The 18599-nt window shown below is 71.0% G+C and carries 14 protein-coding genes and 1 pseudogene; 3 read left to right on the plus strand and 12 right to left on the minus strand.

Going from position 1 to position 18599, the window contains the following annotated elements; translation table 11 throughout:
• The first annotated feature begins 92 nt into the window (after positions 1-92).
• Positions 93-848, plus strand: coding sequence for an SIS domain-containing protein (locus tag ACYVO6_RS34250; protein WP_461068104.1), 756 nt, complete (start codon positions 93-95; stop codon positions 846-848).
• A gap of 71 nt (positions 849-919) precedes the next feature.
• Here ACYVO6_RS34250 and ACYVO6_RS34255 read toward each other — a convergent pair whose 3' ends face one another.
• From ACYVO6_RS34255 to ACYVO6_RS34265, 3 genes and pseudogenes are all read right to left on the minus strand, one after another.
• Complete coding sequence (locus ACYVO6_RS34255; RefSeq protein WP_461068106.1) at positions 920-2308, minus strand: PAS domain-containing protein; 1389 nt, start codon at positions 2306-2308, stop codon at positions 920-922.
• 286 nt (positions 2309-2594) lie between these two features.
• A pseudogene (locus ACYVO6_RS34260) lies at positions 2595-2822 on the minus strand (endonuclease/exonuclease/phosphatase family protein); the annotation flags it as partial.
• 331 nt (positions 2823-3153) lie between these two features.
• On the minus strand, positions 3154-4254 hold the full coding sequence (locus ACYVO6_RS34265; protein ID WP_461068108.1) for a citrate synthase 2: 1101 nt from the start codon (positions 4252-4254) through the stop codon (positions 3154-3156).
• Between the two features lie 360 nt (positions 4255-4614).
• Between ACYVO6_RS34265 and pdxH the strand changes: the two genes are divergently transcribed.
• The gene (gene pdxH / locus ACYVO6_RS34270; protein WP_461068596.1) at positions 4615-5253 is read left to right on the plus strand and encodes a pyridoxamine 5'-phosphate oxidase; all 639 of its coding nucleotides are present in this window, start codon (positions 4615-4617) and stop codon (positions 5251-5253) included.
• 41 nt (positions 5254-5294) lie between these two features.
• Here the strand turns inward: pdxH and ACYVO6_RS34275 are convergent, their stop codons facing one another.
• The 9 genes from ACYVO6_RS34275 to ACYVO6_RS34315 form a co-directional block, all read right to left on the minus strand.
• Entirely contained in the window at positions 5295-5900 is a 606-nt protein-coding gene (locus ACYVO6_RS34275; protein WP_461068110.1) for a TetR/AcrR family transcriptional regulator, read from the minus strand.
• Positions 5888-6622 carry an enoyl-CoA hydratase family protein gene (locus ACYVO6_RS34280; RefSeq protein ID WP_461068112.1) on the minus strand — a complete coding sequence of 245 codons (735 nt, stop codon included), beginning with the start codon at positions 6620-6622 and terminating at the stop codon, positions 5888-5890. The genes ACYVO6_RS34275 and ACYVO6_RS34280 overlap by 13 nt, the downstream gene beginning before the upstream one ends.
• Positions 6619-8184 carry a 4-coumarate--CoA ligase family protein gene (locus tag ACYVO6_RS34285; protein WP_461068114.1) on the minus strand — a complete coding sequence of 522 codons (1566 nt, stop codon included), beginning with the start codon at positions 8182-8184 and terminating at the stop codon, positions 6619-6621. Before ACYVO6_RS34285 ends, ACYVO6_RS34280 begins: the two co-directional genes overlap by 4 nt.
• A gap of 59 nt (positions 8185-8243) precedes the next feature.
• Positions 8244-9377, minus strand: a complete 1134-nt coding sequence (locus ACYVO6_RS34290) for an acyl-CoA dehydrogenase family protein (RefSeq protein ID WP_461068116.1) — start codon at positions 9375-9377, stop codon at positions 8244-8246.
• 7 nt (positions 9378-9384) lie between these two features.
• A complete protein-coding gene (locus tag ACYVO6_RS34295; RefSeq protein WP_461068118.1) occupies positions 9385-11331 on the minus strand; it encodes an acetyl/propionyl/methylcrotonyl-CoA carboxylase subunit alpha in 1947 nt (648 codons plus the stop codon).
• A 15-nt stretch (positions 11332-11346) separates the two neighbouring features.
• Positions 11347-12945 (minus strand): acyl-CoA carboxylase subunit beta, encoded by a 1599-nt coding sequence (locus ACYVO6_RS34300; RefSeq protein WP_461068120.1) that lies wholly within the window; start codon positions 12943-12945, stop codon positions 11347-11349.
• Positions 12942-14633, minus strand: a complete 1692-nt coding sequence (locus ACYVO6_RS34305) for an acyclic terpene utilization AtuA family protein (protein ID WP_461068122.1) — start codon at positions 14631-14633, stop codon at positions 12942-12944. Before ACYVO6_RS34305 ends, ACYVO6_RS34300 begins: the two co-directional genes overlap by 4 nt.
• Entirely contained in the window at positions 14630-15436 is an 807-nt protein-coding gene (locus tag ACYVO6_RS34310) for a TIGR03084 family metal-binding protein (protein ID WP_461068124.1), read from the minus strand. The genes ACYVO6_RS34305 and ACYVO6_RS34310 overlap by 4 nt, the downstream gene beginning before the upstream one ends.
• 259 nt (positions 15437-15695) lie before the next feature.
• Positions 15696-16673, minus strand: a complete 978-nt coding sequence (locus tag ACYVO6_RS34315) for an EamA family transporter (RefSeq protein WP_461068126.1) — start codon at positions 16671-16673, stop codon at positions 15696-15698.
• Between the two features lie 265 nt (positions 16674-16938).
• Between ACYVO6_RS34315 and ACYVO6_RS34320 the strand changes: the two genes are divergently transcribed.
• On the plus strand, positions 16939-18599 hold a 1661-nt coding region (locus ACYVO6_RS34320; RefSeq protein WP_461068128.1), incomplete at its 3' end, for a sensor histidine kinase.

The raw sequence follows: 18599 nt of genomic DNA on the forward strand, positions 1-18599 counted from the left end.
TCCGCGGCACGACGGGAGTACGGCTGGGGCGGGGCGCCGGTTCAGTGGCTCCCCGAAGGGTTCACCGACGCGACTTCGAAGGGGCTTCGCCGATGAGCGGGAGCGAGCTGGCCGGGCGGTTCTTCGACGCCGCGATCGGCCTGCTGGAGCGGGTGCGGGACGAGGAGGCCGAGGCCATCACGGCCGCCGGCACGCTGATCGCCGACACCGTCGCCGCCGAGGGGCGACTGTTCGCCTTCGGCGCCGGGCACTCCTCGCTCGCCGCGCAGGACGTCGTCTACCGGGCGGGCGGCCTCGCGCTGATGAACCTGCTCGCCGTACCGGGTGCCGTCGGCGTGGACGTCATGCCCGCCACGCTCGGCTCCGCCCTGGAACGCGTCGACGGCCTCGCGACCGCCGTCCTCGATACGAGCCCCGCGCGCGCGGGCGACGTACTCGTGATCATCTCCCTCTCCGGCCGCAACGCCCTCCCCGTCGAGATGGCCCTGCACGCCCGCGAACTCGGCCTCAAGGTCATCGGGGTCACGTCCGTCGCGTACGGCTCCGAGACGAAGTCCCGGCATTCCTCGGGCACGTACCTGAAGGACCACTGCGACGTCGTACTCGACTCGAAGATCGCGGTCGGCGACGCGGAACTCACCCTCGACACCGTCCCCGCCCCCTTCGCCCCCGCCTCCACGGTCGTCACATCGGCCCTGCTCCAGGCGATGATGGCCACGGCGGCCGGCACCCTCGCGGACCGTGGCATCGAGCCCCCGCTCCTGCGCTCGGGGAACGTCGACGGGGGCCACGAATGGAACGGCCGCGTCTTCGAGGAGTACGCGGACCGGATCTTCTATCGGCAGTAGGGGCACCGGCGGTGACGTACCAGCGGTGAGGCGGGCGGTGGTGCGCCGCGGCTTCTGGATGGCGGCGCGGCTCAGCCCTGCTCCCGCCGCTCCTCCGCCAGGTCCAGCAGCGTGGCGATCCGTACCGCCACATCCTCCGCGTACATCGCGTCGGCCCGCTCGAACTGCGTACGGCTGGCGCCCCGCAGGAACGTCACGACGCCCAGAGTCCGGCCCCGGCTGCGCAGGACCGTGCACAGGGCGTGCACCGCGTCGGCAGGCCACTGCCGGGCGATGGCCCACTCGCGGATCTGCTCGGGATCGGACGCGCCCGCGCTCGCCCGTACGGGACCGATCCGCTCCACGCACTGGAGGGCGGGATGCCCCTCGGCGTACCGCACGGGCAGTCCGGCGCGTCCGTCGGCGGGCAGGCTGGGGCCCGGGGCGCCCGAAGGCGTGGCGGCGACCCGTACGAGCCGTACCGTCCCCTCGCCGTCGGGCACGGTGGCACCGGACACCCGGTCGATCAGCGCATGGTCGGCGAACCCGGCCAGCGAGAAGTCCAGGTGGACGACCGCGGCCTCGGCCGGGTCCTCGCACTCGGCCGCCGCGCGCGCGGCACGGTGCAGCTGGTTGGCCCGGAACCGCAGCTGCGACGCCTCCTGCTCGCTCTGCTTGCTCTCGGTCACGTCCTGGAAGAGCCAGCCGACACCGAGCGGAACGGGCTCTTCCGCGAGCGGCGAGGACAGCCGCAGGAAGCCGCTCCGCCAGCACCGCCGCTTCTCGCCCTCCGGCGTGCGCACGGCCACCCACATCTCGGCGGGCGCGGGCGGCGCCCCCTCGGCGAGCACATGCGTGAGCGCGCTCTCCAGCTCCTCGACACCCTGCGCGAGCAACTCGCCCAGGGGACGCCCCAGTACGGCCGTACGCCCTATGCCGAGCGCGCGAGCCGCGTGGGCGTTGACGACGGCGGGCCGCAGATCGGCGTCGACGAGCACGACACCCCAGGACGCGTCCTCGAGCAACGCCTCGCTCAGGGCGATCGACCGCTCCAGATCGATCTGCGCGTGCACCTCGCTGAAGGCGCAGTAGACGCCCGCGGGCTTCCCGTCCGGTCCGCGTACGGCCGCGGACTGGGTTCGTACGAGGACCCGTCCGCCGTCCTTGGTGAGCAGCGCGAACTCGTTCACCTGCCGGCCCGGGGCGTGCATCACCGACATCAGCCGGCTCTCGACCTCCTCGGCGTCCGCGGTCCGTACGGCCCAGCCGGCGAACCCGTGCCGCCCGACCGCTTCGTCCGCGCTCCACCCGAGAATCCGCTCCGCTTCACGGTTCCAGTGGGTCACAACCCCGTCGGCGTCAAAAGCGCACAACGCGGCGTCCATCCCGTCCAGCAAAGCGGCAAGCAGATCGGACCCGTCCCGCTCGGGCTCCTGCGGCCCCAGCTCGTCCGTGGTCCCACTACGCCGGGAAGCACTCACCTGGCACCCCCTGCAGGCCGTGTCGGCGTGTCGTGCGCGGTACACCCGCGCGTCAGTTCCCTCACTGCGAATCACTCACTAGGAATCATTCAACTCGAACGTGACGCAGCACACACCGGGTTCCCACAAGATTGAAGAAAATCGTTGCACGCCAGAAACGGAAGCGCTCCGCTGGGAGGGCAGTTCGAAGCTGCGGGTTCGTTGTGGCTGGTCGCGCAGTTCCCCGCGCCCCTTCGGGGCGCTGCCGAACCGCACCGGACTTCGCCGGACCCACTTATTAGGTCGAGTCCCCAAGCCGCCGCTGCCACCACTCAGGCGCCTCCGAAGCGGCCCACGTCCAGTACAGCCCCAACTCGTCCGCCAGCCACTCCGCGAGGTTCTCCCCACCACAGGCCCACACCTCCTGCAGCCCGACCACATCCGGCCGCAAGTCCCGCAGCACGGCCAAGATCGCCTTCCGCCGCTGCTCCCACGGCCCGAACCGCCACCACACGTTCCACGTCACCACGCGCATGCGCTGCCCGCCTTCCAAGAGTCCGCAGATTCGTGGCGTCCCCAAAAACCGGTTGAACGAAGTCCGACCGGTTCCTAGGGTGTGGCTAATCCAGAAGGGAGGTGGTTCGGCAGATGTATCAAAACCGGACAGGAGAGGTGGCTGCGGGCTAGCGGCCCGTCACCACACCCAGTGCGGTGCCGGACCAGCGCGGGATAGATACGCGCAGCCGGCCCAATCTCAAGCAGTCACCCGACCCGCGAGCTCGCCGGTAAGTCCGGCCGGCTCCCTCCTCGGAGGGGACCAGAGCTCGCGGGTCGTCTGCGTTCCAGCGCTCCAGGTACGCGAGGGCTCAGTGCGCGATGTCCTCGTAGCCCTCGATCTCGCGCGGGTCGCGCGTGCCGGGGCCCACGTAGCGGGCCGATGGGCGTACGAGGCGGCCCGTGCGCTTCTGTTCCAGGATGTGTGCGGACCAGCCGGCCGTGCGGGCGCAGGTGAACATGGATGTGAACATGTGGGCCGGGACCTCGGCGAAGTCGAGGACTATGGCGGCCCAGAACTCGACGTTTGTCGCCAGGACGCGGTCGGGGCGGCGGGCGTGGAGTTCGGCGAGGGCGGCCTTTTCCAGGGCTTCGGCGATTTCGAAGCGGGGGGCGCCGAGTTCGCGGGCGGTGCGGCGGAGGACTCGGGCGCGGGGGTCTTCGGCGCGGTAGACGCGGTGGCCGAAGCCCATGAGGCGTTCGCCCTGGTCGAGGGCCTGTTTGACGTATGCCTCGGCGTCTCCTGTGCGCTCGATCTCCTCGATCATGCCGAGGACGCGGGAGGGGGCGCCGCCGTGCAGGGGGCCGGACATCGCGCCGACCGCGCCTGAGAGGGCGGCTGCCACGTCCGCGCCCGTGGACGCGATCACGCGCGCCGTGAAGGTGGACGCGTTCATGCCGTGTTCGGCGGCCGACGTCCAGTACGCGTCGACCGCGGCGACGTGCTTGGGGTCGGGTTCGCCGCGCCAGCGGATCATGAAGCGTTCGACGACGGACTGGGCCTTGTCGATCTCGCGCTGCGGGACCATGGGCAGGCCCGGGCCGCGGGCGGACTGGGCGACGTAGGAGAGGGCCATGACGGCGGCGCGGGCGAGGTCTTCGCGGGCCTGCTGCTCGTCGATGTCCAGTAGGGGTTTCAGGCCCCAGACGGGCGCCAGCATGGCGAGGGCCGACTGGACGTCCACGCGGATGTCGCCGGAGTGGACGGGGATCGGGAAGGGCTCGGCGGGCGGCAGGCCGGGGTTGAAGGCGCCGTCGACGAGTAGGCCCCAGACGTTTCCGAACGAGACGTGGCCGACCAGATCCTCGATGTCGACGCCCCGGTATCGCAGGGCGCCGCCCTCCTTGTCCGGTTCGGCGATCTCCGTCTCGAAAGCGATGACTCCCTCGAGTCCGGGTACGAAGTCGGACATCAGGCGGCTCCTCATGATGTGGGCGACAGATTGGCGGGGGTGCGTTGTGGGGGTTGCGTTGTGGGGGTGTGCGTACGTCGGTGATGGGCGGGGGCCGACGTGCGGTTCCACGGTCGCTGGTGGACTCGCGGTCCGCACGTGCGTGCGTACCCCCGTGATGCCCGGTCCGGCGGGCGGTCACCCGTTTCAGCAGCAGGACGATATCCCTTGGTGCCATCTTTGGGGAGAGTTCGCGGCACTCAGTGCCACGTGTGACGAAGCACACGCCCGCCGGGTAACCCTCGGTATGCGGCGATCGGGATACGGCAAGATGACCGCGTGACCGACCATGACCATGACCCTGTCCTCGACCCGGCTCTGATGCGCAAGCAGTACCGGGCCGAGGGACTCGACGAGACCGAGCTGGCCGACGGCCCGATGGAGCAGTTCGCGCGCTGGTTCCGGCAGGCGGCGCAGGCCGCGCTGCAGGGCGCGGTGTACGAGCCGAACGCCATGGTCGTGTCCACGGCGGACGCGGAGGGCCGGCCGAGTTCGCGGACGGTGCTGCTGAAGCAGTACGACGAGCGGGGCTTCGTCTTCTACACGAACTACGAGTCCCGCAAGGCGCGCGACCTGGCGGAGAACGCGTACGTCTCGCTGCTGTTCCCGTGGCATGCGCTGGCCCGCCAGGTCGTCGTCAGTGGTGTCGCGCGGCGTACGGGGCGTGACGAGACGGCGGCGTATTTCCGGACCCGCCCGCACGGCTCCCAGCTCGGCGCCTGGGCCAGCGCGCAGTCCGCTGTGGTCGCCTCGCGGGCCGAACTGGACGCGGCGTACGCCGAGTTGGCCGCACGTTACCCGGAGGGTGAACAGGTTCCGGTGCCGCCGAACTGGGGTGGTTTCCGTGTCGAGCCGCAGGCGGTCGAGTTCTGGCAGGGGCGGGAGAACCGGCTGCACGACCGGCTGCTGTATGTCGCGACGCCCGGGGGCGGGTGGCGGGTGGAGCGGCTCAGTCCCTGAGCGGTCGAGGTCTGTGAGCGGTCGGGTCCGTCCGCGGTCGGTCAGTCCAGTACGTCGTCCAGGAGCTTCGCCCACTGCGCGACGATCCGCTCCCGCCTCACCCCGTCGTCCGTGAGCAGGTTCGCGAGGCCGAGGCCGCGGGCCATGTCGAGGAAGCCCTGGACGGTTTCGCGGACGCCGGGGCGGGATTCGTCGGCGCCGAGGAGGTCCACGGCGATGTGGTGGGTCTCGCGGCCGACGCGGGCCTCCAACTCTGTGACGCGGGGGCGGAGTTGGTCCTCGTTGGAGGCGGCGACCCAGAGGTGGAGGGCAGCTCGGAAGAGTGGGCCCGTGTAGAGGTCGACCAGGGCGCAGACGACGGCGCGGCGGTCCGCGGGGCCGTCGGGGAAGAGGGCGCGCAGGGCGGTGGAGCGCTGTTCGGCGACGTACTCGACCGCTGCTGTGAAGAGGTCCTCGCGGGTCGGGAAGTGGTGCTGGGCGGCGCCGCGTGAGACGCCGGCGCATTCGGCGACGACGGAGACCGTGGAACCCGCCCAGCCGTGCTCGGCGAGACAGGCCACGGCGGCTTCGAGCAGGCGTTTCCGGGTGGCGCGGCTGCGGTCCTGCTTGGGGGCGCGGTCCACGACGCCGGTGTTCACAGCACCCATGCGGGATCCCGTCGTTCGAGGAAGGCCGTCATTCCCTCGCGGGCGTCGGCGGAGGCGAACAGCCGGGCCGAGAGCCTGGCCAGTTCGCCCGCCTCCTGGTCGAAGGATTCCAGCACCTTAGCCGTGAGCAGCCGCTTCGTCTCCCGCAGACCTTGGGGGGAGGCACGGCGCAGGCCGTCGAGGACGGGTTCGAGCACCTCGTCGACGTCGCTGCCGGCTGCCGTCAGCAGGCCGATGCGGGCCGCTTCGGCTGATCCGAAGTCCTCGCCTGTGAGGTAGTAGCGGGCCAGGGCGCGCGGGTCGGTGCGGGGCAGGAGCGGCAGCGAGATGACGGCGGGCGCGACGCCGATGCGTACCTCCGTGAAAGCGAAGGTGGCCTCGGCGGAGGCGACCGCGATGTCGCAGGCGCCGAGCAGGCCGAGGCCGCCCGCCCGTACGTGCCCGGTGATCCGGGCCACGACGGGTTTGCGCAGCTCGATGATCTGCCTGAGCAGCCGGACCAGCGCCTTCGGTTGTGGAGGGTCGCGCAGGTCGGCGCCCGCGCAGAAGGTGTTCCCGGTGTGAGTGAGGACGGCGGCGCGTACGTCGCTGTCCTTGCCGCACTGCTTCAGCGCGTCCGCCAGTTCGGCCACGAGGGCGGCCGACAGGGCGTTGCGGTTGGCCGGTGAGTCGAGGGTGAGGGTGGTGATGCCGCGCTCGTGCGAGCGTCGCACGAGGGTCATGCGCGCTCCCTCAGTTCGCGCCGCAGGATCTTCCCGGAGGCCGCCCTGGGCACGCCTTCTATGAAGTCGACGTGCCGGATCTTCTTGTACGGGGCGACGCGTTCGGCGACGTACTGCATGACCTCACCTTCGGTGAGGTCGCCTGCCGACGGCTGGCGCACTACGTAGGCGTGCGGGACTTCGTTGTTGTCGGAGTCGTAGACCCCGATGACGGCGGCGTCGGCGATGCCGGGGTGCGTCAGCAGGAGGGCCTCGAGTTCGGCGGGGGCCACCTGGAAGCCCTTGTACTTGATGAGTTCCTTGACGCGGTCGACGACGAACAGCCAGCCCTCGGCGTCGACGTAGCCGACGTCTCCGGTGTGCAGCCAGCCGTCCTCGTCGATCATCGCGGCGGTGGTCTCGGGGCGTTCCAGGTAGCCCTTCATGATCTGCGGTCCGCGGATGGCGATCTCGCCGCGCTCACCGACGCCGGCGTCCTTCGCGGGGTCGTCCAGGGAGAGGATGCGCATCTCCGTGTTGGGGATGAGTTTTCCGACGCTTCCGGGAGGCGGGTTTTCGGCGTCCAGGGGCACGGCGTGGGTGCCCGGCGAGAGTTCCGTCATGCCGTACGCCTGGCAGACGGGCGGCAGCCCCAGCCTGCGCGAACAGGCGGCCGCCAGTTCGGCGTCCAGGGGTGCCGCGGCGCTGACGATGTACTTCAGGGACGACAGGTCGTAGCCCTCGACGGCCGGGTGCTTGGCGAGGGCGAGGACGATCGGCGGGGCCACGTACAAGCTGGTGATGCGGTGCTTCTCGATGGCCCTCAGGAAGGTGTCGAGGTCGAAGCGGGGCAGTACGACGACGGTGGCTCCCTGCCTCAGGGGCGCGTTCATGAGAGCGGTGAGCCCGTAGATGTGGAAAAACGGCAGGACGGCCAGGATGCGGTCGTCGGGGCCCATCGGCAGGAGCGGTTCGAGCTGCGACAGGTTGGTGGCGATGGACCGGTGGGTGAGCATCACGCCCTTGGGGACGCCGGTCGTCCCGGAGGAGTACGGGAGGGCCGCGACGTCCTCTACGGGGTCGATGTCCACGTCGGGCTCGGGGGCCGTGGAGCCGAGCATGTCGAGCAGCGAGTGGTGCCCTTCGGCCTGGTCGCAGACGAAGATCTCCTGTATGCCGCCCGCGAGTTCGGCCGCCGTACGCGCCGTCTGAAGGAGGGGCGACACGGTGACGATCCAGCGGGCGGCGCTGTCCCGCAGCTGCTTGCCGAACTCCTCGGCCGTGGCGAGCGGATGCACGGTGGTGACCGACGCCCCCGCACGCGTGGCGGCGTAGAACGCGGCGGGGTAGGCGATGGTGTTCGGGCTGTGCAGGGCCAGTACGTCCCCCTTGCGGACGCCCGCCTCGGCGAGCCCGGCGGCGATCCGCCGGTGGAACGTGTCGAGTTGGGCGTACGTGAGGGTCGTACCCTCCACGCCGTCGATGAGGGCCGGCGTGTCGCCCCGTTCGGCGGCACGGCCCAGTACCGCCTCGTGGATGGGCTCTTCGACGGCGGGGACGTCTGCGTACTCGCTGCGGAACATGGTTCCTCCTGGGGCGGCGTTGTACGGCGCTGTACTGCCTGACAGGACTGTTGCACGGCCTAATAGGACTTGGGCAAGCCCAGGGTCTGGTGGGAGACGTAGTTGAGAATCATCTCCCGGCTGACGGGGGCGATCCGGGCCACGCGGGACGCCGTGATGAGCGAGGCGAGGCCGAACTCGCTGGTCAGGCCATTGCCGCCGAGGGTGTGCACGGCCTGGTCGACAGCCTTCACGCACGCCTCGCCGGCCGCGTACTTCGCCATGTTGGCGGCCTCTCCGGCGGCGGTGTCGTCGCCCGCGTCGTACAGGGCGGCGGCCTTCTGCATCATCAGGCGGGCGAGTTCGAGGTCGATGTGGGCCTGGGCGAGGGGGTGCGCGATGGCCTGGTGGGCGCCGATGGGTTCCTTCCAGACGGTGCGCTCGCGGGCGTATTCGACCGCCCTGGAGAGCGCGTAACGGCCCATGCCGATCCCGAACGCGGCCGTCATGATGCGCTCCGGGTTGAGCCCCGCGAAGAGCTGGAGCAGGCCGGCGTCCTCGTCGCCGACGAGGGCGTCCGCGGGCAGGCGTACGTCGTCGAGGGTCAGCTCGAACTGGTACTCCGTGGTGTGGAGTTCCATGTCGATACGGCGGTGTTCGAAGCCGGGGGCTTCGCGCGGGACGATGAACAGGCAGGGCTTGAGCCTGCCGGTGCGCGCGTCCTCCGTGCGGCCGACGATGAGGGTGGCGTCGGCCTTGTCCACTCCGGAGATGAAGACTTTGCGGCCGGTGATGAGCCAGTCGGTGCCGTCCCGGCGGGCTGTGGTGGTGATGCGGTGGCTGTTGGAGCCGGCGTCGGGTTCGGTGATGCCGAAGGCCATGAGGCGGGTGCCGTCTGCCAGGCCTGGCAGCCATTCCTGTTTTTGGGTGTCTGTGCCGAAGCGGGCGATGACCGTGCCGCAGATCGCGGGCGACACGATCATCATGAGGAGGGGGCAGCCTGCGGCGCCCAACTCCTCCAGGACGATGGAGAGTTCGGCTATGCCGCCGCCTCCGCCGCCGTATTCCTCGGGGAGGTTGACTCCTAGGTAGCCGAGTTTGGCTGTTTCTGACCAGAGTTCGTCAGGTGTGTGGTTTCGGCCGTGGCGTTTGCCCAGGGCGGATACGGCGGTGCGGAGGGCCTGGTGTTCTTCGGTTTCCGTGACGGGGGGCATGGGGCTCCTACGGGGTTGGGTCCTCACGTGTGCTTTCTACGACGACCAGCAGGGTGCCGAGTTCCACCTGCTGGCCTGGGCTCGCGTGCAGGGCGCTGAGCGTTCCTGAGACGGGCGCGGAGATCTTGTGTTCCATCTTCATCGCCTCCAGCCACAGCAGGGGCTCTCCGGCCCGCACAGGGGATCCCTCGGCGAGCCCTTCGGCGACCCGTACGACCGTGCCCGGCATCGGTGCGAGCAGGGAGCCCGGCTCCTGCTGGGTCGTGGGGTCGGGGAAGCGGGGCAGGACGGTCAGGGCCGTGGCGTTCACGTAGATCTGGTCGCCGTACCGCGTCACCTCGAAGTTCCGTCGTACGCCGTCCACTTCGAGTACGACCAGGTCGGCGGCGGTGTGGAGCACCCGTACCCCTTCGGCGGTCGGGCCGTCCCGCGTGTGCCGGTAGCGGACCTCGTGCTCGGTGCCGGTTGCCTCAGCGCGGTAACGCTTGGTCTGCGGCTGGGAGGGGAGGTTGCGCCAGCCGCCGAAGCGGGAGCGGCCGTGGGCGTCGGCGAGGGCGGCTGCCAGGGCAACTAGAGGTGGTCGCGCAGCGACTCCGTTGAGGGCGGTGGTGGGAGACGGGTGGGCGTACGGGTCGCCCGTCCCAAGGCTGGTCAGCTCGGGCAGGTGGCGGTCGTAGAAGCCCGTGTCCATGTGGGCCGATGCGAACTCTGGGTGCCTGAGCGAACGTACGAGCAGGTCCCTGTTGGTGACCGGGCCGTGGATCGTCGCTCTCTCCAGGGCGCCCGCCAGCTTGCGCAGGGCCTCCGCGCGCGTGGGGGCGTACGCGATGGCCTTGGCGAGCATCGGGTCGTAGTGGACGCCGATCTCGTCGCCACCGGAGTAGCCCGTGTCCAGGCGGACGTCGGGGACGGTGAGGCGGTGCAGGGTGCCGGTTTGCGGGGTCCACCCGGCCCCCGGGTCCTCCGCGTACAGGCGGGCCTCGATCGCGTGGCCACGCGCGCGTGGCGGGTCGTTTTCGAGGGCGAGGCCCTCGGCGATCCGGATCTGGAGGGCTACGAGGTCGAGGTCGTACACCGCCTCTGTGACGGGGTGTTCGACCTGGAGGCGTGTGTTCATCTCCAGGAAGTGGGCCTTCGCCCCGGCCCCATGGTCAGCCGCAAGGTCGTCGGCGACGAGGAACTCGACCGTTCCCGCGCCCACGTAGTCGACCGCACGGGCGGCGCGTACGGCCATCGCGCACAAGGAGTCCGTCAGTTCGGATGCCAAACCCGGCGCCGGGGCCTCCTCGATCACCTTCTGATGGCGGCGCTGGAGGGAGCAGTCGCGGGTGCCGAGCGCCCATACCGTGCCGTGCGCGTCGGCCAGGATCTGGACCTCGACGTGCCGTCCGCCCTCCACGTAGGGCTCGATGAACACCTCGTCGTCTCCGAAGGCGTTCAGGGCCTCGGCTCGCGCTGCCGCCAACTCGCCTTCCAGGTCGGCGAGTCGGCGTACGACTCGCATACCGCGCCCGCCTCCGCCCGATGCCGCCTTCACCAGGACAGGCAGATCGTCCTCCTTGACCTCGGTCGGCGAAGCGAGCCCCATCAGCTCCTTGGCGCGCGTCTTGGAGGCCATCGCCTCGATCGCCTCGGGCGGCGGCCCGATCCAGACGAGGCCCGCGTCGAGGACGGCTCGCGCGAAGTCGGCGTTCTCGGAGAGGAAGCCGTAGCCGGGGTGCACGGCGTCCGCGCCCGCGCTCAGCGCCGCCTTCACGATCAGCTCGCCGCGCAGATACGTCTCCGAAGGCGCCGCACCCGGGAGACGTACCGCCGCGTCGGCCACGCGCGCGTGGAGGGCGTTTTCGTCGGCGTCCGAGTACACGGCGACGGTTCGGATCCCCAACTCACGGCAGGTGTGGAAGACGCGGCAGGCGATCTCGCCCCGATTGGCGACCAGCAGACTCGCGATCACGGAATCCCTCATCCCTCACATCCGGAAGACGCCGAAGCCACCCCGTACGCCCTCATAGGGCGCCGTGTGGATCGCGGACAGGCACAGGCCGAGGACGGTGCGGGTGTCGCGCGGGTCGATGACCCCGTCGTCGTACAGCCGCCCGGACAGGAACATCGGCAGGGACTCGGACTCGATCTGCTGCTCCACCATGGCGCGCAGTGCCGCGTCGCCCTCCTCGTCGTACGGCTGCCCCTTGGCGGCGGCCGACTGCCGGGCCACGATCGACAGGACCCCTGCCAGCTGCTGAGGCCCCATGACGGCCGACTTGGCGCTGGGCCAGGCGAACAGAAAGCGCGGGTCGTACGCCCGCCCGCACATCCCGTAGTGGCCGGCCCCGTACGAGGCCCCCATGAGCACGGAGAGGTGGGGGACTTTCGAGTTGGACACGGCGTTGATCATCATCGCGCCGTGCTTGATGATGCCGCCCTGCTCGTACTCCCTGCCGACCATGTAGCCGGTGGTGTTGTGCAGGAACAGCAGCGGAATGTCGCGCTGGTTGGCGAGCTGGATGAACTGGGCCGCCTTCTGGGACTCCTCGCTGAACAGCACCCCCTGGGCGTTGGCCAGCACGCCCACCGGATAGCCGTGGAGAGTGGCCCACCCGGTGGTGAGGCTCGTCCCGTAGAGCGGTTTGAACTCGTCGAAGTCGGAGCTGTCGACGATACGGGCGATGACCTCGCGCGGGTCGAAGGGCACCTTCAGGTCGCCGGGGACGATCCCCAGGAGCTCGTCCTCGTCGTACTTGGGAGGCGCGGCGGGCCCTGGATCGCCGTACGCCTTGCGGTGGTTGAGGCGGGCGATCACGCGGCGCGCCTGGCGGAGGGCGTCCGGCTCGTCGACCGCGAAGTGGTCCGCGAGACCCGACACGCGCGCGTGCATCTCGGCGCCGCCCAGGGACTCGTCGTCGCTCTCCTCGCCGGTGGCCATCTTCACCAGGGGCGGCCCGCCGAGGAACACCTTCGCCCTCTCCTTGACCATGATCACGTGGTCGGACATACCGGGGATGTACGCACCTCCCGCGGTCGAGTTCCCGAAGACGACCGCCACGGTCGGGATCCCGGCGGCGGACAACCGGGTGAGGTCGCGGAAAATCGCGCCCCCAGGGATGAAGATTTCCTTCTGGGAGGGCAGATCGGCACCACCGGACTCGACCAGGCTGATGCACGGCAGCCGGTTGGTGAGCGCGATGTCGTTGGCCCGCAGGGCCTTCTTCAGGCTCCAGGGGTTGCTGGCGCCGCCGCGTACGGTCGGGTCGTTCGCGGTGATCAGGCACTCCACGCCCTCGACGACACCGATTCCGGTGACCAGCGAGGCGCCCACCGTGTAGTCGCTCCCCCAGGCGGCGAGCGGGCTGAGCTCCAGGAAGGGCGTGTCCGGGTCGAGCAGCAGCTCGATGCGTTCGCGGGCGAGCAGCTTGCCGCGCTCGCGATGCCGGGCGACGTACTTCTCGCCGCCGCCCGCGAGGGCCTTCGCGTGCTCGGCGTCGAGTTCGGCGAGCTTGGCGAGCATGGCCTCGCGGTTGGCCGTGTAGTCGGGGCCGGTGGTGTCGAGCGCGGACGCCAGGACGGTCACAGGAGGGCCTCCGGGATGTCCAGGTGACGGGAGCGGAGCCATTCGCCGAGGGCCTTGGCCTGCGGGTCGAAGCGGTGCTGCGAGGCGACGCCCTCGCCGAGGATGCCTTCGACGACGAAGTTGAGGGCGTGCAGGTTCGGCAGGACGTACCGGGTCACTTTCAGCTCGCGGCTTTCCGGGATCAGCTGCTGGAATCTGTCGGCCGTGAGCTCGTGCGCGAGCCAGCGCCAGGCGTCGTCCGTCCGCACCCAGACGCCGACGTTGGCGTTCCCGCCCTTGTCCCCGCTGCGGGCACCTGCGACAAGGCCGAGTGGGACGCGTTGCGTGGGCCCGGGAGGCAACGGCTCCGGCAGGGACGGCTCCGGAACGTCGTCGAGTACGGCGGTGTCGTGGGCCGGCGGCACAGTGATCCGGCGTCGGTCGTGGAGGACGGCCACATGATCGACGGCACCATGAGGGACGTACGCACCCTCGAAGACCCCATAGGGCGTGCCCTTCCCCGGTGGCGCCAGCACATGGAAGCCGGGATAGCTGGCGAGCGCGAGCTCCACGGCGGCTCCGCTCAGCACCCGTCCGACGTTCTCCTGGACCGGGTCCCGTACGACCAGCCGGAGCAGCGCGCTCGCGGTCTCCTCGGTCGAGGCGTCGGGCCGGTCGGTGCGGGCGAGGTACCACCGCACCTCGGCGGGACGGGACTTGGCGAACGCGTCCCGCATCTGACTCCGTACGAGGGCTGCCTTGGACTCGATCTCCAGCCCGGTCAGGACGAAGACGACCTCGTTGCGGAAGCCCCCGAGACGGTTGACGCCGACCTTGAGGGTCGGGGGCGGGGCCTCGCCCCGTACGCGGTCGACCCGGACGCGGTCGGGGCCGTCCTGCGTGAGTCGTACGGTGTCCAGGCGGGCGGTGACATCCGGTCCCGCGTACCGGGCGCCCGCCGTTTCGTACAGCAGTTGGGCCGTCACCGTGCTGACGTCGACGAGGCCGCCGGTGCCGGGGTGCTTGGTGATGACGCAGGTGCCGTCCTCGTGGAGCTCGGCGAGCGGGAAGCCGGGGCGCATGGCGCCGCCCTCGCCGAAGAACGCGTAGTTGCCGCCGGTCGCCTGTGCCCCGCACTCCAGCACGTGCCCGGCGACGACGGAGCCCGCGAGCCGGTCGTACTCGCCGGGCTCCCACCCGAAGTGGGCGACGGCGGGCCCGGTGACCAGGGCGGCGTCCGTCACCCGCCCGGTGACGACGATGTCCGCGCCCTCCCGCAGACAGGCGGCGATGCCGAAGCCGCCGAGGTAGGCGTGGGCGGCGAGGCTGTCCGGATACCGACTGTGGAGGTCGTCGCCCTCGACATGGGCGACGCGGACCGGGACACCGAGCCGGTCGGCCAACTGCCGTACGGCGTCCGCCAGTCCGGCCGGATTGAGGCCGCCCGCGTTGGCGACGATCCGGACGCCCCGCTCGTGCGCGAGCCCGAGGCACTCCTCCAACTGTCGCAGGAAGGTCTTGGCGTAGCCCCGTTTTGGATCCTTCAGGCGATCGCGTCCCAGGATGAGCATGGTGAGTTCGGCGAGATAGTCGCCGGTGAGGACGTCCAGGGGGCCGCCGGTGAGCATCTCGCGCATCGCGTCGAAGCGGTCGCCGTAGAAGCCGGAGGCGTTGCCGATGCGGAGGGGCGGGCTCTCTCCCGGGCTCACCCGGCGGCCCCCTTGGCCTTGGGCTCGCGCCCCGCGCCCGGCGGTCCCGCGAAGGCCTGGGCGATGTCCAGCCACCGGTCGGCGTCCGGTCCTTCGGCATGTACGGCGAGGTCGGCGCGGTGGGCCCGCTGGGTGACCAGCAGGCAGAAGTCGAGCGCGGGTCCGGTGACGCGCTGGGGTGCGTCTTCGGGCCCGTACGTCCATATGTCGTCGCCCCCCGACGGCGCCACGAGCTCGACGCGGAACTCCTCTTCCGGCGCGCTCAACCCCCGTACGGCGAAGGCGAAGTCGCGCGCCCGGACGCCGATGCGGACGACGTGGCGGAGCCGGGCGGTGGGGGTGCGTACGACGCCGAGCGCGTCGGCGATGTCCTGACCGTGGGCCCAGGTTTCCATGATCCGCCCGGTGGCCATGGAGGCGGTGGACATCGGCGGCCCGAACCAGCCGAAGCGCGCGCCGGGCGCTGCCGCGCGGAGCGCGACCTGCAGGAGCGCCCGGCTCTGCCGCCATCGGGCCAGGAGTTCGGCGGGCGGGAGTCCGGCGTCCTCCTCGGCTCCCTCGTCGACGAAGGTGTCCGGTGAGGCGAGGGCCTTCTTCGCGTACGTCGCGAACGCCTCGGCGTCGGTGACGGCGAGCAGCGCGGCCCGGTCGGTCCAGGCGAGGTGCGCGATCTGGTGGGCGACGCTCCAGCCGGACGCGGGTGTCGCACGCGCCCACTGCTCCTCGCTCAACTCCCTTACGAGCCGGTCGAGTTCGTTGCCTTCCTCGCGGAGGTCGTCGAGTACGGGCGTCGGGTCGGACACGGGGGGCTTCCCTCCGGGGACGGCGTTGTTGTGCTGCGCGGTGTGCTCTGGAGCATTGCAGTGCCCGCAAAAACAAGCAAGCGTGCTTGGAAATCTTTTGCGAGGGCGCTCCGCGGGGCGGGTGGTTCGAAGGTGCGGGTCCGTTGCGGCTGGTCGCGCGGTACCGCATCAGGCCTCGGCGACCGGCAGGCTCCGGGGGCGCGCGAGGGCCCGCACGCATGTGGCGTGCGGGCCCTCGCGCTCTGTGCCGTACGACGGCTCAGGTGACGTTGCGGGCCTTCCCCCGCCCGACCTGCGTCCGTATCGCGCCCATGCTCGCCGCGATGACCAGGCCGATCGCGAGGGACTCCGTCACGGTGAGGGTCTGGCTGAGGATGAGGAAACCAGCGATGGCGGCGATGGCCGGTTCGAGACTCATCATGATCGCGAAGGTGGAGGCGGGCAGGCGGCGCAGGGCGACGATTTCGAAGGTGTACGGGAGGACGGAGGAGAGCATGGCCACGGCGGCGGCGAGGGCGAGCGTGGTCGGGTCCAGGAGCTTTGCTCCCGCCTCGACGATGCCCAGCGGGAGGAAGAGCACCGCTCCGATCGCCATGGCCAGCGCGAGCCCGTCGGCCTGGGGGAACCGGCGGCCCGTACGCACGCTGAAGATGATGTACGCGGCCCACATCGCCCCTGCGGACAGGGCGAAGGCGACTCCGGCCGGATCGAGTCTGTCGAAGCCCCCGCCGCCGAGAAGGAAGACGCCCGCGAGGGCGAGACCGGCCCAGAGGAGGTTGATGGCGCGGCGGGAGGCCAGTACGGAGAGCGCGAGGGGGCCGAGCACTTCGAGGGTGACGGCGGGGCCGAGGGGGATGCGGGCGGCAGCCTGGTAGAAGAGCCCGTTCATGGCGGCCAAGGTGATCCCGAAGAGGACGACGGTCCCCCAGTCGGCCCGCGAATGCCCGCGCAGCCGGGGCCGGCAGACGACGAGCAACACGAGGGCGGCGACCACAAGCCGCAGGCTCACCACCCCGAGCGCCCCGGCCCGCGACATCAGGCTCACGGCAAGCGCCCCACCGAACTGAACGGACACGCCTCCGGCCAGCACCAGTCCGACAGGGCCGAGGGAGCCCGGTCGCCGCCTCGGGCCCGGTCCGCCTCCGGGCGCCGCGACAGCCTCCGGCGGCTTGGCGGCACCCGGGGCCACTTCAGCTGACGGGGAGCGGTCTGAACGGGGGGAATTCACAAGGGCCATCCAAGACGAGACTGTTCAGCATGCTGCACTTCGAGGTACAGAGTAGTGACCCACGCAAGGAGCGTAAACGTATTTAGCAGCTTACGAACAACGTCAACCGGAGGCAGACCGACCTCGCGGCCTCTGGGAAGGCAACGGCATTCGTGCCCGAGTTGTGAAGGCCGCTCCCGAACCTTCCCAGTACGATCACGAACTCCCATATAGTGACCGCCAGTTGAGCACCAGGTGTCGCATCCCGCCCAGGACACGACCGAGGACACGATTCATGACCGCGCCCATCACTCCAGCGCGCCCCAGCACAGATCGGCCGTCCCTCGCGCACCCCAGAGGCGAACGTCCCCGCCTGCGTGCCGTCGCGCCCGCGCCGCTGATCACCGCCGTACCGGCCGCGCTCGCCGTCGTCGGCGCGGTCGTCGCGGCTCCCGACTCGTTTCGCTTACCCCTCGCGTGGGGTGCGGGCGCCGCCGCCCTGCTGCTGTGCGCGGTCGTCGCGCTCGCGAGCCACGCCACGCAGAAGTCGCGCCTGTTGCGTCGCCGCCTCGAAGCGGTCACCGACGATGCCGGACGGCTGCTTCAGGAGCGGGCGCGTATCGCGGAGGAGGCCACCCGCGAACACAACCGCCTGGCCGAGGAGTTCGAGCGTGAACTGATACGCCGGGCCGAGCAGTTCACCCAGGAGAAGGCACGCCTGAGCGCCGAACTCGCCCGGGAGCGCACCCGCCTCGGCGCGGAGAACGACCGCCTGGCCGAGCAGTTGCGCCAGGCCAGGACCGAAGGCGCCGCCGCAGTCTCGGCCGCCGCCAACTCGGCCGGCCGGATGCAGGCGCTGGCCACGAGCATGCTCGCCGATTTGCGGGCCATGGAGGAGAAGCACTCCGACGAGGAGGTACTCACCGACCTCCTCCACCTCGACCACCGCACCGCGCAGGCGGGCCGTCTCGCCGACTCCGTCGCCGTCCTCGCGGGCGCGCGCTCGGGGCGCCGCTGGGCGCGGCCCATCGTGATGGAGTCGATCCTGCGCGGCGCGATGGGCCGGATCGGCGGCTATCAGCGCGTACGCCTCCACTCGTCCAGCGAGGCCGCCGTCGCCGGGCACGCCGCCGAGGGCGTGATGCACGCGCTCGCCGAACTCCTCGACAACGCCGCGAACTTCTCGCCGCCCACCGCCGAAGTGCACGTCTACGTAGAGGAGGTGCCGGCCGGCGTCATCGTCTCCGTCGAGGACGCGGGCCTGGTCATGGGCGACGTACAGCTGCGCCGCGCCGAACGCGCCGTCTCCGGCGAGAACGCCGGACTCGGCGGCCTCACCGGCACCCGTCTCGGCCTCGCCGTCGTCGGCCGCCTCGCCCGCAAGTACGGGCTGAAGATCTCCTTCCGCCCCTCCGCACGCGGCGGCACGGGCGTCCTCGTCCTCATCCCCCAGGACATCCTCGCCGGCCCGACCGCCCCGGAGCCCGCACCCGCCCTGCCACAGCCGAAGTCGAAGACGCAGCTGAAGCCCCAGCCCGGGGTCCAGGCCCGGATCCCGGGGTCGTACGCCACCGCCCGCGCCCTTCCCGACCTGGACCCGGACCCGGTCCCCACCCACGAGTCCCCGGACCGCACCGGCGGGAGCAGCAGCAACAGCGAGCGCGACACCACCAGCGGCCTCCCCAAGCGCCGCCGCGGCCGCACCCTCGCCGAAGCCGAGTCCCAAGCCCAAGCCCAGGCCCAGGCCGAACGCGCCCGCCCCGCAGCCGCCACCCCCCAACCACGCCCCACCCCCGCCGAAGACGCCCGAACCCGCGCCGCCCGCTTCAGCAGCTTCCGCCAGGCGGTACGGAGCACGGCGCGTTTCGAGCCCCCGCCGGCGGACGAGGCCGTACGAGCCGACGCCGCCGATCACCTCGTACGAGACACCACGCCCGCTCCCGAGCCGACCACCCC

This window comes from Streptomyces pseudoechinosporeus (assembly GCF_054783935.1).